The following is a 13303-nucleotide window of genomic DNA, read 5'->3' as shown; positions in this document are numbered from 1 at the left end:
GATGACCAAGTGGAACACCACGGGCAGCGAGGCTCGCGGCTCCGCCGCGCGCAACACCAGCCAGCGCCTCAGTCAGCCCGACAACACCGCGGACCCCCTCACACCCAAGAACGTCGGTGGATCGAGGCTAAGGCAGCAGCGGTCTTGTGGACTTCACCTCGTGAGTGCGGCCGGATGCGCCAAAAGGTAGCGCCTGCCTTCAGCACGGTGATGTGACCGGCATCGCGCACCGCATCGGCTACCGCTGACGGCACGCGCGCCATACTGATCTCGCCGCCACTGTCATAAAGCGAATTCGCGTCGTCTCCAATGAGGAACGTATAGCGCCGCTGGTGCTTCACAAAGTCCCGGAACCCACTCCACCCCCACTGCAGGGCTTGAACTGGCGACGCCGCATATGGGTCTCGCTGCACCCAGAGCTCCCCGACGATCGCATTCTGGAGGTCGCTGAAGAGATCTTCATCTTCTGTGATCCCGTGATCCATGAGCAGATCGGCAGTGATGCGCTGGCCGCCCATCTGGAAGCCGCCGTCCGCTGACGAATACAAGACCTGGTTCACTGGATCTTCGTACTCGTACTCAAAGCCTTCCACGATGAGCGCCAGAATGACCTCGACGGCCGCTGACGCTTCGGGCGGGACGGGTGTCCGTCCGCAGTAGTCGCACGGCTCTTCCCCTCCTTCGGCGCGGATAGCCTCACCAAGAGCAACATCATCGACACACGTGCTGCAGATGATCTTTCCCACATCGCGCCATCCCCGGTCGTCTGAGAGTAGCTGGTACTCGCTTGCTCCACTCATCCAATCCCCATCAGTCTCGTCGCCTATCAGCCAGTTGTGCTCCCGCTACACAAACACCTTATAAGGGCTCAATCCGAACGCGCGGGAAACCGACGGACGCGCCGATGATCGATCACGAAGCCGGGGTAATGGCGATCGAAACTCCGAATGGTGCCGGATGTCTCATCCGCACGTGCTTTCGATCGTTCTCCGAGTAGAACACCCTAGCCACGGGCCTTAATGAAGATCTCGCCGCTGCATTCGTGAGTCTCCATGAAATCAACGAGCAAAACGTGTCAGAACGACATACCAAGATTCTGCGTAAAGCCAGCCCCGACCAGCAAAAACGACGCCCGACGCATGTCGCGTCGAGCGTCGTATCGGTGGAGCTGAGGGGATTCGAACCCCTGACCCCCTGCATGCCATGCAGGTGCGCTACCAACTGCGCCACAGCCCCGTGATGTGTGAACGTTTCCGCTCCAAACAACTTGCCCAGACTACTACACGCTGTGCCCAGCCGCGAAACCGAGTCGGTCTCTGGTGGGTACCACGTGCATCCGGAACCTAGGCGACGGTCACGGTGAGCGGCACCACCGGGCAGTCCTTCCAGAGGCGCTCGAGGGAGTAGTAGAGGCGGTCTTCGTCGTGGAAGACGTGCACGATGAGGTCTCCGAAGTCGAGCAGCACCCAGCGGCCCTCAGACAGGCCCTCGCGGCGCAAAAGCTTGGCGCCGAACTCCTCGAGCTTCTCGATGACCTCTTCGGCGATGGCTCGCACGTTCGGTTCGTTGCGACCCGAGGCGACGAGGAACACGTCGGTCAGCGGCAGGGGGCCGGAGACATCGAGGGCGACGAGGTTCTCGGCCTGCTTGGAGTCGGCCGCGCGGGCGGCGAGCTGGGTGAGTTCGATGGAACGGGCGGTTGCGGTCACGAAGAGAGGATCACCTGACGTTTAGAAGATTCTGAAAGCAAAGACGGCGACGAGAAGCCCGACGACTCCGACAGCGAGCGTACTGGCGATCACGAGGAGGATGACCGGAGCGTTCGCCCGGCTGCGTTTGGGCGGTGCGATGAGCCCAGAGTTGGAGCCATGCGTACTGACGGCACGCGTCGCGCTGACGGGTGCGACGTCAGACCCGACGTCGCCGTCGGGGTCGAGGTACGCGTCGAGTTCGGAGGATTCGAGGCCGTCGGCCGGCGCCGCACCCATCGAGCCGAGGCTCATGGGGAGGTCGATCGACCCGGTGATGATGACCTCGCCGGTCTCGTCGAGTGCCGTTCCGACGTCGCCGTGATGCGGAACCGACGGGAGTACGAGTGCGCTCGTCGTGGCCACGCTGTTCGACGCTCCGACACCACGCGAAGCGACCAGGTTGTCGAATGAGGAGTCGGTGGGGTCGACCCGTGTGACCTCGCGGTCGGCGGGGGCCGGAAACAGCGGTGACAGGATCGGTCCCGAGGGGTTCTCGTCGATGGTGATGACGTGCACGGCCTCGGGAGCGGTGGTGTCGTCGATCTCGGCGAACTCCTCGTCTTCCTGGCTGGCGACATCGGGGTCGACGGCCTCGTCTACGACGATCAGCTCCTCGACGGGAACAGCGACCTCGCTGGTGTCACTCGGATCGCCCGAGGCGGGGGCGGGGTCGGCGGCGAGCGGCTCGACAGTTTCGACGGCGCCGGTGTCGACGATCTCGATGCTGTCGGTCGGGGGCGTCTCGGGGATGATCTCGGCGATGATCGGGCCGGTGACGGGGTTCGCCGAGCGGTCGGCGGGTTGCGCGCTGCCGGGCTGCGAGTCGGCCAGCGGATGATCGGCGGAGAGTGCGCGACGGGCGCGACGGCTGAGCGCGGGAGTTGCGGCCACGGCCGAGGACGGGGCGAAGGGAACGGCGGATTCGCCCGCAGGCGACTCGGCTGCAGGCTGAACCTCAGCGGGCGCCCCGCCCACGGGCGACTCGACGACGGGCGACTCGACGACGGGCGTCTCGACGACGGGTTCGACAACCGGCGACTCTGCCACAGCGGGTGACGCAGCGACCACAGGGGCTTCGGCGGCCGCGGGCACCGCGGCTGGATCAGGGGCGTCGACGGAAGCCACCTCGGCGGCACGGCGCTGAGCTTCTCCCTCGTCTGCCGCTTTCGCGTCTTCCTTCTGCTGCTTGCGCGGTTTCTGGCGTTCGAGTTCACGGAGCGCACGCCGGGTGAGCGGCTGCTCGTCGTGAGGCACAGTCATTCAACACTCCGATATAGGTGATGCTTGGTGATGTATTGAACTACACCGTCGGGTACCAAGTACCACACTGGGAATCCCCGGCCTACCCGCCCGCGACAGTCAGTCGACGAGATCGCGAGCGCCGGAACTTCCAAATAGCTTACGTCTTGTCGCGGTAAAGCGGAAATGGCCAGCGTGTGACCCGGCCGTGAGACGGCCACGAAGTGGGCGAGCGACCAGAGCTCCTCGGAGTCCTTCCAGCCGAGGATCTGCGCGATGGCGTCGGCCCCCGAGATGAAGAACAGGTCTGCGTCGGGGTTCGCGGCCTTCAGGTCGCGAAGGGTGTCGATCGTGTATGTCGGCCCGTCGCGGTCGATGTCGACGCGGCTGACGGTGAACCGGGGATTCGACGCCGTGGCGATGACGGTCATCAGATAGCGGTGCTCGGCCTCGGTGACCACGGTCTTCTGCCAGGGCGAACCTGTGGGAACGAAGAGAACGGTGTCGAGGTCGAAGAACTGGGCCACCTCGCTGGCCGCCACGAGGTGGCCGTGGTGGATGGGGTCGAAGGTGCCGCCCATGATGCCGATGCGCGGCCGACGCGGCGCGCCCGGGACCACTTCGGACAGGGCGGTCATCGGTGCGGCGCTGACACTTCGGAATGCGGAGCGTGTGGCGGAGGAACTCAGTGGTCGGCGCCGGTACGGTCACCATGACCGTGCAGGTCGTGCGACTGTGCGAACTCGGCGGACTTGCGCGGATGACGGTTGGCGACATCCCGGTAGCTCCACATGACGAAGCCGCACGCCAGGAAGATGGCGAAGGCGATCAGGCCGAAGAAGACGCCCGGGAACGGCAGATGGTTGACGGCCCCTTCACTCAAGACGATCGCACTGGTCACGACGGACATTCGTTCTCCTGTTGCTCATGAGCGGCCAACCGGGCCGCGCTTCAACTCTACCGGCTCACGGCGCTTCTGCCGCTCAGACTGCACCCGGGCGACGGATGCCCGGCAGAACCCCGCGTCTACCCGCGCACCTGGCCGGAACCCCGCACCAACCACTTCGTACTGGTGAGTTCGGGCAACCCCATCGGACCGCGCGCGTGGAGTTTCTGGGTGCTGATGCCCACTTCGGCACCGAAACCGAACTCGCCACCGTCGGTGAAGCGCGTCGACGCATTGACCATCACGGCGGCCGAGTCGACCTCGGTGAGGAACCGCTCTGCGTTGCCGAGGTCGTTGGTGATGATCGACTCCGTGTGGTGGGTCGAGTACTGACGGATGTGTTGCATTGCCTCATCGATGTCGCTGACGACCCGCACCGAGATGTCGAGGCTCATGTACTCGGTCTGCCAGTCTTCTTCCGTCGCCGGCACGGCGTCAGAAAAGAGGGCACGCGTCTCGTCGTCGGCGTGGATGACGACCCCGTCTTCACGCAGTCGGGCAAGCACCGGAGGCACCAGCCGGGCTGCGGCACCCCGGTGCACAAGCAGCGTCTCGAGGGCGTTGCAGACACTCGGCCGCTGCACCTTGGCGTTCTGCACGATGTCGACCGACCACTGTTCGTCGGCGCTCTCGTCGAGGAAGACGTGCACCACGCCTGCCCCGGTCTCGATGACGGGCACCTTCGACTCTGCGACGACGGTTTCGATGAGGGACGCGCTGCCCCGGGGAATGAGAACGTCGACCAGCCCCCGCGCCTGCATGAGCTCGCGGGCACCGTCTCGCCCGAACTCGTCGATGGTCTGCACACACTCCCTCGGCAGCCCGACGGAGGCCAGGGCATCCTGGATCAGGCCGACGAGCACCCGGTTCGTGTTCTCGGCCGCCGAACCACCTCGGAGAACCACCGCGTTGCCGCTCTTGAGAGCGAGCGCGGCGATGTCGACGGTGACGTTCGGACGCGCCTCGTAGATCACACCGACCACACCGAAGGGCACCCGCACCTGGTCGATGCGGATGCCGTTCGGCAGCACCCGCCCGCGCACGGTCTCGCCCACCGGGTCGACGAGGGCGGTGATCTCGAGTACCGCGTCGGCGAGCGCCGACAGTCGCGATTCACTGAGCGCGAGCCGGTCTTGCAGCGCCTGCGACAGCCCGTTCGAACGCCCGTTCGCAAGGTCGAGTCGGTTGGCCGGCAGGATGTTCGGCGAACCGGCCCCGACCGCCCGGGCGATGGCCTCGAGCGCGCGGTTCTTCAGCTCGGTGTTCGCCGTGGCGAGCGCGAGGGAGGCCACGCGAGCGGCCCGCAGCCGGTCACCCAGCGCGGGCGGGGCCACCGGCGGCGTGGGGTACGTCGGTGAATCGAGAATGGTGTCGGTCATGCTCAGATTCTAGAACGCCGCCGCCCGGCACGACGGGGAGCCGCCGATGCTGTGGACAACTGCTAGCGGGCGGCAGGTGTGAAGAACGTACCGATCGGATACCCGGCGAGCGCTTCGCTCACGAGGGTGGCCGAGGTCACCAGAACCGCGGTGCCACTGTCGGCGGCCAGCCGTGCCGCTGAGACCTTCGTCGCCGCTCCCCCGGTACCCACGCCGGCTGCCCCGATGTCGCCGAAGGTGACGTCGGAGAGCAGGTCGCCCTCCGCGACATCCACGATCTTCACGGCCCCCGGTTCGTGCGGCGGGCGCGTGTAGAGGGCATCCACGTCGGAGAGCAGCACGAGCAGGTCGGCCTTCACCAGCACCGACACCAGCGCCGCAAGCCGGTCGTTGTCGCCGAAGCGGATCTCGTGCGTGGCGACCGTGTCGTTCTCGTTCACGATCGGCAGAATGCGCAGCGTCAGCAACCGCTCCATCGCGCGCTGGGCGTTTGCCCGCGGGCTGGCGTTCTGCAGGTCTCCGGCGGTCAGAAGCACCTGGCCGGCCACGATGCCGAAGCGGTCGAGACTGTCTTGATAGCGGTAGATGAGCACGTTCTGGCCCACGGCGGCCGCAGCCTGCTGCGTGGCGAGATCGGTGGGCCGGGCATCCAGTTGCAGGTAGGGCACGCCGGTGGCGATGGCCCCGGAGGAGACCAGGATGACCTCCACTCCCCGCGCGTGCGCCTCGGCCAGCGCGGCGACCAGCACGCCGATGTGCCCGGCGTTCTCCCCGCTGATCGAGGAGGAGCCCACCTTCACCACGACGCGCGAGGCGGAACGGATCTGATCGCGCGTGGAGATGGCCTCTCGGCTCACTCCTCGTCTCCGCGCGACCCCGCAGACGACGGCGTTCCCGCAGACGACGGCGTTGCGGCAGGCGACGGCGTGGCGGCGTCGTAGTCGGGCTCGGTGAGCCCGTCGGCCTCCTCGTCGCCCCAGAGCCCGGCCTCCTTCTCGCGCACCAGTTCGGCGCGCGCGGCGGCCTTCGCGTCCATCAGTTCCACATAGCGCTCGCGCCGGGTCTGGTTGGTGCGACGGTGGTTGGGATCGAGTCGCGAGTCGGTTCCGCGCGGGGCGGTGACGAGCTCGGCGGTCGAGGTGAGCGTGGGCTCCCAGTCGAAGATGATGCCATTGCCCGGGCCGATGACGACCGTGGAACCGCCGACGGCTCCCGCGCGGAACAGCTCGTCTTCGACACCGAGCTTCGCGAGCCGGTCGGCCAGGAAGCCGATGGCCTCCTCGTTCGTGAAGTCGGTCTGCGCCACCCAGCGCTCGGGCTTGGCGCCGAGAACGCGGTAGACATTGCCGAACGACCCACCTTCGACGACCACGCGGAAGTCGACATCGTCGACGGCTTTCGGTCTGATGACGATGCGGGGGCCGGATGCTTCGGTGGCAGCCTCAGCGCGGCTGGTGGTCACGATCTCGGCGAGTGCGAACGACAGGCCCTGCAGCCCCTCATGGCTCGCTGTCGAGATCTCGAAGACGCGGTATCCCCGGGCTTCGAGGTCGGGCTTGACGAAGTCCGCCAGCTCCCGCGCCTCGGGCACATCGATCTTGTTCAGTGCGATGAGCTGGGGGCGTTCGAGCAACGGCAGTTGGCCATCCGGAACCGGGTACGCAGCCAGCTCGGCGAGGATGATATCGAGGTCGCTGACCGGGTCACGGTCGGGCTCGAGGGTGGCGCAGTCGAGCACGTGCAGCAGCGCGCTGCAGCGCTCGACGTGGCGGAGAAACTCCAGGCCGAGGCCCTTGCCCTCGCTCGCGCCCTCGATCAGGCCGGGAACGTCGGCGATCGTGTACCGGGTCTCGCCGGCCTGCACGACCCCGAGGTTCGGGTGCAGGGTGGTGAAGGGGTAGTCGGCGATCTTCGGCTTCGCGGCCGACATTGCGGCGACGAGGCTCGACTTGCCGGCGGAGGGATAGCCCACGAGTGCGACGTCGGCGACCGTCTTGAGTTCGAGGAAGACGTCGCCCTCCCAGCCGGGCGTGCCGAGCAGCGCGAAGCCGGGGGCCTTGCGCTTGCTGGAGGCGAGGGCAGCGTTGCCGAGCCCGCCCTGGCCGCCGGGGGCGACGACGATGCGGATGCCCGGCTCATCCATGTCGACGAGGGTCTCGCCCTCGGCCGACTTGACGACGGTGCCGACGGGAACATTGAGGATCATGTCTTCGCTCGAGAAACCACTCTTGTGGTCACCGGCGCCGGGACCGCCGTTCTCAGAACTGCGGTGCGGGCGACGGTGGAAGTCGAGAATGGTCGTCGTCTGCGGGTCGCTGACGAGGATGATGTCGCCACCGTTGCCGCCATTGCCGCCGTCGGGACCGGCGAGCGGCTTGAACTTCTCACGCTTGATCGACACGCAGCCGTTGCCGCCGTTGCCGGCTCGAAGATGGAGGGTCACTTGGTCAACAAACGTTGCCATTTGCACTCCTTAAGATCGAAAACGCATCTAACGAAAAAACAGGGGCGAGCCGAAGCCCGCCCCTGCGCAAAACAAGAGGTACCTGACTAGGCAGGCACCGCGACGGGCTCGGTTGCGCCGACCGGAGCAACAGCCTTGGCTGAAGCAACGATGTTGATCACCTTGCGGCCACCCTTGTTGCCGAACTCGACCGCGCCGGCGGCGAGAGCGAAGAGGGTGTCGTCGCCGCCACGGCCGACGTTGACGCCGGGGTGGAAGTGGGTACCGCGCTGGCGGACGATGATCTCGCCAGCCGAGACGACCTGACCGCCGAAGCGCTTCACGCCGAGGCGCTGGGCGTTGGAGTCACGACCGTTGCGAGTGGAACTCGCGCCTTTTTTGTGTGCCATGAGTGTCTACCTGCCCTTACTTGATCGTGGTGACCTTGACACGAGTGAGCTCCTGGCGGTGGCCCTGGCGCTTCTTGTATCCGGTCTTGTTCTTGAACTTCTGGATGACGATCTTCGGGCCGCGGAGGTCTTCGAGAACCTCGGCAGTGACCTTGACCTTCGCGAGCTTGGTCGAGTCGGAGGTGATCTTCGTTCCGTCGACCAGCAGCACTGCAGCCAGCTGGATGTTGCCGTCTTTGTCACCCTTGATGCGGTCGAGAGTGACGATCGTGCCGACCTCGACCTTCTCCTGGCGGCCACCGGCGCGCACTACTGCGTAAACCACTTCACATACCTATTCTCTAAACGTTCGGTGCCGCCCAACAGACGTTGGACACCACCTGTGATATTCGATGAAATCTTCTGGAAAAGTACCAGCCCGGGAGCGCGGGCAGAGCCGTGCGCGCACCAACGGTCTACTTTACTTCGAACTGCTCCCCCGGTCAAACGCGCTCGAGCCGCCCGGCGAGCCCCGGGCGTTTGTAGGCTGGCCGGATGACCGTGCTGATCGATCTGCCACGCTGGCCCGCCCATGACACCCTCTGGTCTCATCTGGTCAGTGATGAATCGCTCGGCGAACTGCACGCGTTCGCCCGGGCCCTGGGCATTCCGCGCCGTGGATTCGACCTCGACCACTACGACGTTCCGGCTGCACGCTACGACGAGGCTGTGGCCGCGGGGGCAGAACCCGCGACGATGCGCGAGATCGTGCTGGCGCTCCGCACTAGCGGGCTGAGGGTGGCCGCGAAGGACCGCCCTCAGCACCGCCGCTAGGCGACTCCTACTCCGTCGGCGCGACCGGGGCGCTGAGCGCGGCTGTCGACACCCGGCGGCTGCGCGAGCGCCCCTGGCCGGGCTGTTTGGGTTCGGGCAGGGCCTCCAGCACAGAGTCGAGCAGGCGTTCTGCGTCTTCGCGCTTGGCGCGCTGAACGGGATGCGACTGCTCGGGAAGCTCGAAGAGGGGCAGCTCGGGCTCCTGCCGGGCATCCGGAGCCGATGTCTCGGCAGACGATGCTGCGTCAACCGCGGGCTGCTCTTCGACCGCGGGCTGCTCTTCGACCTCGGGCTGCTCTGCGGTCTCCTCGGTCGCGGGATGCTCGCCCGGCGCCAGCTCGGCAGAGACGTCGGCCGGCAGGGCGACGAGCTCATCGTCGAGCGGGGAACTGCTGCCCTCCGCCGTTTCGCGGTCAGCGCTGGCAGCCTCGGCACTCGCCGCAGCGCGCTGGCTGCGCGAACGACGGGAACTGCGGCGCGAACGCGGCGACGAACCAGCCTCGGCGCCCTCTGACGGGGTCGCGGTCTCATCTGTCCCGACCGCGTTCTGCGTCGTCGGCAGGGTCCCCGAGAGGGCCGCCTCGACGACAGCCGCCGATTCTTGGAGCGTGACCTCGTGAATGGGCTTCTGGCCGTTGGCCGCAGCGATGGTGCTGGCCGCGATCTTGGCGAGGGCCGACTGCGCTGCGGGGGTGATGCTGTGCGTCACACCAGCGGTATGCGAGCCGTTCGAGGCGCCGCCGTTCGACGAACCGCCGCCGTTGCCACTGCCACCGTTCGAAGAACCCCCGTTGCCGTTCGAGCCCTGCCCGCCCTTGCGGGCACGCCGCTGCTCAGGCTGGGGGGTCTGCGCCTGGTGACGACGGGAGGTGGGATCGTGGTGCACGACCACCCCACGACCGGCACACACTTCGCACGGCTCACTGAACGATTCGAGCAGACCGAGGCCGAGCTTCTTGCGCGTCATCTGCACGAGACCGAGCGAGGTGACCTCGGCGACCTGGTGCTTGGTGCGGTCGCGGCTGAGGCATTCCACGAGCCGGCGGAGCACCAGGTCGCGGTTCGATTCGAGCACCATGTCGATGAAGTCGACCACGATGATGCCACCGATGTCGCGCAGGCGCATCTGGCGCACGACCTCGTCAGCCGCCTCGAGGTTGTTCTTCGTGACGGTCTCTTCGAGGTTGCCGCCCGAGCCGACGAACTTGCCGGTGTTGACGTCGACCACGGTCATGGCCTCTGTGCGGTCGATGACGAGCGATCCGCCGGAGGGCAGCCAGACCTTCCGGTCGAGAGCCTTCTCGATCTGCTCATTGATGCGGTACTGGTCGAACGGGTCGTTCTCGCCCTCGAAGATCTCGATGCGGTCGACCAGGTCGGGGGCCACCTGCGCGAGATATGCCTCGATCGTGGCCTGGGCATCCGCCCCACTGATGACGAGCTTGCCGAAGTCTTCATTGAAGACGTCGCGGATGATCTTGACCAGCAGATCGGGCTCACCGTGCAACAGCGCGGGAGCCTGGAGGGCCTTCAGGTTGTCACTGATCGAGGACCACTGGCTGATGAGCCGCTGCACATCGAGCGTCAGCTGCTCCTCGGTGGCACCCTCGGCCGCGGTGCGAACGATGACGCCCACGTTCTCGGGCAGAACCTCTTTGAGGATCTTCTTGAGGCGCGCACGCTCGGTGTCGGGCAGCTTTCGGGAGATGCCGTTCATGTTGCCGTTGGGCACGTAGACGAGGTAGCGGCCCGGAAGGGAGAGCTGGCTGGTGAGACGGGCGCCCTTGTGACCCACGGGGTCTTTGGTGACCTGCACGAGAACGGTGTCACCGGGCTTCAGCGCCAGCTCGATCCGACGCGGCTGGTTGCCGGTGTCGGCCGCCTCCCAATCGACTTCGCCGGAATACAGCACGGCGTTCCGGCCGCGCCCGATGTCGACGAAGGCAGCCTCCATGCTCGGCAGCACGTTCTGCACGCGGCCGAGGTAGACGTTGCCGATGAGCGAGGCATCCTGGGCCTTGGCCACGTAGTGCTCGACCAGGACACCGTCTTCGAGAACGCCGATCTGGATGCGGTCGTGGCTCGAGCGCACGATCATCGATCGGTCGACGGACTCGCGGCGGGCCAGGAACTCGGCCTCGGTGATCACGGGTCGGCGGCGGCCGGCGTCGCGGCCGTCACGCCGGCGCTGCTTCTTCGCCTCGAGGCGGGTGGAGCCCTTGATGCGCTGGGGCTCGGTGATGAGCTCGGGGGCCTGCGCCTGGCGCGGCGGGCGCACCTTGACCACGGTGTTCGGCGGCAGCTCGTCGGGCAGGCGGCTCTCCTCGCCGCTGCGGCGGCGGGTGCGCCGGCGCACGGTGGTGTCTCCCCGGTCGTCGCCGTCGCGGCCGTCGCGATCGTCTCGGTCGTCGAAGCCGCGTGGGTCGCGCCCGCCGCGGTTGCGGTTCGGCCGATCGTCACCCCGGTCATCCTGATCGTCGCGGTCGTAGTCGTCGCCCTGCTCGCGCCCCGGCCGGGGCGGCAGGAGCTGGATGTCGGGGGCCTGGAAGAGCAGGGACGTCGTCGTACGGGGTGCCGGCGACGGAGCGGCGGCAGGTGCCTGCCCGAGCTCGGGCTCGAGCCACGGTTCGGTGGGTTCGTTCGGATCTGTCATGGGGACCTTCACATCTGTTGTGGTCGCGCCCGTCTGCAGCGCGGGGGCGCCTGGCGCCGCCGCGGTCGTTCGATCGGGTGCGGCCGTGAGCTCGGCGGGGCTGAGGGCCCCGGCCGGTGCATCGGGCTGGGTCAGCTCTGCGGCTTTTCGTGCGGCTCTGCGGCCACCGAACAGCCGCGACCGACGTTTGGCCGGTGGTTGCTGGGCGTCATGGGTATTCTCTTCCACCATTTCTGGTGCACTCCTTGCCGGGTTCGCTGACCGCGCCAGGCGAACCGGGTACTCTCTCGTGCGGCCCGATCTCGGCTGACTTCGCCTCGTTCGTACCGCAAATCCTTCACGACTCCGCCCGGCTTCTGCTCTGGGCGATCTTCGTGTTCTGTTGTGCCCGGGCCCCCTTCGTCAGGTCGCCCGAAAAATCTTCTGCGCCAGCAGGCGCATGTTCTGCTGTCTTCGAGCGCGGCTCGAAACACATACAGGCATTATCGCACGCATTCCCAGATCGGGGGGTGAGGCCGTGTGGCAGAATGCCACAGTGATCGAAGACACCCTGCCCGCGCGGCGCCCCGTGGGCCTCGCGATCTTTCTCGTCGTGGCGGGCGTGATCGGCTGGATCGCCTCATTCGTCTTGACGCTCGAGAAGATCGAGACGCTGATCAACCCGAACTACGTGCCCTCGTGCAACATCTCGGTGCTTGTCAGCTGCGGCCCGAATATGGCGAGTCCCCAGGGCTCCCTCTTCGGCTTTCCGAACCCCCTCATCGGCGTCGCCTCGTTCGTGGCCGTGATCGTGGTCGGCGTCGGCGTCCTCGCCGGGGCACGCTTCGCCCGCTGGTTCTGGGTGCTCTTCAACCTCGGCATCGTCGCCGCCCTGGTCTTCGTGATCTGGCTGATCGGGCAGAGCGTCTACGTGTTGGGCACACTCTGCCCGTACTGCATGGTTGTCTGGAGCGTGGTCATCCCGCTGTTCTGGTACGTGACCGTCTACAACCTGCGAGAGGGCAACATCCCGGTGCCGGCGGGCGTGCGCAGCATCGCGGGGCTGTTCTACCCGTTCCTCTGGCTGTTCGTGATCGTCTCGTACCTCGTCGTGGCCGTGCTGGCGCAACTGCGCCTCGACGTCATCGCCTCACTCACCAACAGCTGACCGCGTGCGTTGTGCGCAAAAGCACCCAAACCGTCAGGTTTGGGTGCTTTTGCGCACAATGGTTCGGGTCAGTCGAACCAGAGGGCGAGCTCGCGAGCGGCCGACTCGGGTGAGTCGCTGCCGTGCACCAGGTTCTGCTGCACCTTCAGGCCCCAGTCACGGCCGAGGTCGCCGCGGATCGTTCCGGGCGCCGCGGTGGTGGGGTCGGTGGTGCCGGCCAGCGAACGGAAGCCCTCGATCACCCGGTTGCCGACGACACGCACGGCGAGCACCGGGCCCGACTCCATGAACTCGATCAGGGGCTCGTAGAACGGCTTGCCCTCGTGCTCTTCGTAGTGAGCGGCGAGCAGCGTGCGGGAGGGCTCGAACAGTTTGATGTCGACGAGCTGGTACCCCTTCTTCTCGATGCGGGCCAAAATGTCGCCGATGAGGTTTCGGGCGACACCATCGGGCTTGATCAGAACGAGTGTCTCTTCGACATTTGCAGTCATGGGGCGGTTCTACTTTCTGGGAATCGGAGCG

The 13303-nt window shown here is 66.6% G+C and carries 14 protein-coding genes and 1 tRNA gene; 2 read left to right on the top strand and 13 right to left on the bottom strand.

What is annotated here, in order from left to right; all coding sequences use genetic code 11:
• Window positions 1-98: 98 nt before the first annotated feature.
• From B7R24_RS05615 to rplU, 11 genes are all read right to left on the bottom strand, one after another.
• Window positions 99-746: a HEPN-associated N-terminal domain-containing protein gene (locus tag B7R24_RS05615; protein WP_147303973.1), complete on the bottom strand. Its 648-nt coding sequence runs from the start codon at window positions 744-746 to the stop codon at window positions 99-101.
• 417 nt (window positions 747-1163) lie between these two features.
• Window positions 1164-1236: transfer RNA gene (locus B7R24_RS05610), tRNA-Ala, on the bottom strand.
• A gap of 107 nt (window positions 1237-1343) precedes the next feature.
• The gene (rsfS, locus tag B7R24_RS05605; protein WP_116417981.1) at window positions 1344-1709 is read right to left on the bottom strand and encodes a ribosome silencing factor; all 366 of its coding nucleotides are present in this window, start codon (window positions 1707-1709) and stop codon (window positions 1344-1346) included.
• Between the two features lie 21 nt (window positions 1710-1730).
• Window positions 1731-3011 (bottom strand): hypothetical protein, encoded by a 1281-nt coding sequence (locus B7R24_RS05600; protein WP_147303972.1) that lies wholly within the window; start codon window positions 3009-3011, stop codon window positions 1731-1733.
• Window positions 3008-3628, bottom strand: coding sequence for a nicotinate-nucleotide adenylyltransferase (gene nadD / locus B7R24_RS05595; RefSeq protein ID WP_116417979.1), 621 nt, complete (start codon window positions 3626-3628; stop codon window positions 3008-3010). The genes B7R24_RS05600 and nadD overlap by 4 nt, the downstream gene beginning before the upstream one ends.
• Before the next feature lie 47 nt (window positions 3629-3675).
• Window positions 3676-3900, bottom strand: coding sequence for a hypothetical protein (locus B7R24_RS05590; RefSeq protein WP_116417978.1), 225 nt, complete (start codon window positions 3898-3900; stop codon window positions 3676-3678).
• Window positions 3901-4016: 116 nt separating this feature from the next.
• A complete protein-coding gene (locus B7R24_RS05585) occupies window positions 4017-5315 on the bottom strand; it encodes a glutamate-5-semialdehyde dehydrogenase (protein ID WP_116417977.1) in 1299 nt (432 codons plus the stop codon).
• 62 nt (window positions 5316-5377) lie between these two features.
• On the bottom strand, window positions 5378-6172 hold the full coding sequence (gene proB / locus B7R24_RS05580; protein WP_253259283.1) for a glutamate 5-kinase: 795 nt from the start codon (window positions 6170-6172) through the stop codon (window positions 5378-5380).
• Entirely contained in the window at window positions 6169-7779 is a 1611-nt protein-coding gene (gene obgE, locus B7R24_RS05575) for a GTPase ObgE (RefSeq protein ID WP_116417976.1), read from the bottom strand. Before obgE ends, proB begins: the two co-directional genes overlap by 4 nt.
• A gap of 86 nt (window positions 7780-7865) precedes the next feature.
• Window positions 7866-8168 carry a 50S ribosomal protein L27 gene (rpmA, locus tag B7R24_RS05570; RefSeq protein ID WP_116417975.1) on the bottom strand — a complete coding sequence of 101 codons (303 nt, stop codon included), beginning with the start codon at window positions 8166-8168 and terminating at the stop codon, window positions 7866-7868.
• Between the two features lie 16 nt (window positions 8169-8184).
• The gene (gene rplU / locus B7R24_RS05565) at window positions 8185-8493 is read right to left on the bottom strand and encodes a 50S ribosomal protein L21 (RefSeq protein ID WP_116417974.1); all 309 of its coding nucleotides are present in this window, start codon (window positions 8491-8493) and stop codon (window positions 8185-8187) included.
• Between the two features lie 209 nt (window positions 8494-8702).
• On the opposite strand from rplU, the gene B7R24_RS05560 reads away from it, so the two are divergent.
• Complete coding sequence (locus tag B7R24_RS05560) at window positions 8703-8981, top strand: DUF4031 domain-containing protein (protein WP_116417973.1); 279 nt, start codon at window positions 8703-8705, stop codon at window positions 8979-8981.
• A 7-nt stretch (window positions 8982-8988) separates the two neighbouring features.
• Here B7R24_RS05560 and B7R24_RS05555 read toward each other — a convergent pair whose 3' ends face one another.
• Entirely contained in the window at window positions 8989-11865 is a 2877-nt protein-coding gene (locus B7R24_RS05555) for an Rne/Rng family ribonuclease (protein WP_116417972.1), read from the bottom strand.
• 307 nt (window positions 11866-12172) lie between these two features.
• On the opposite strand from B7R24_RS05555, the gene B7R24_RS05550 reads away from it, so the two are divergent.
• Complete coding sequence (locus tag B7R24_RS05550) at window positions 12173-12781, top strand: vitamin K epoxide reductase family protein (protein ID WP_253259289.1); 609 nt, start codon at window positions 12173-12175, stop codon at window positions 12779-12781.
• A gap of 68 nt (window positions 12782-12849) precedes the next feature.
• Here B7R24_RS05550 and ndk read toward each other — a convergent pair whose 3' ends face one another.
• Window positions 12850-13272: a nucleoside-diphosphate kinase gene (gene ndk / locus B7R24_RS05545; RefSeq protein WP_116417970.1), complete on the bottom strand. Its 423-nt coding sequence runs from the start codon at window positions 13270-13272 to the stop codon at window positions 12850-12852.
• Between the last annotated feature and the right edge of the window lie 31 nt (window positions 13273-13303).

It is taken from the genome of Subtercola boreus, from assembly GCF_003399645.1.
Lineage (GTDB): Bacteria > Actinomycetota > Actinomycetes > Actinomycetales > Microbacteriaceae > Subtercola > Subtercola boreus_A.
The sequence above is the reverse complement of the archived record's forward strand: the minus strand, read 5'-3'. Positions and strand labels throughout refer to the sequence as shown.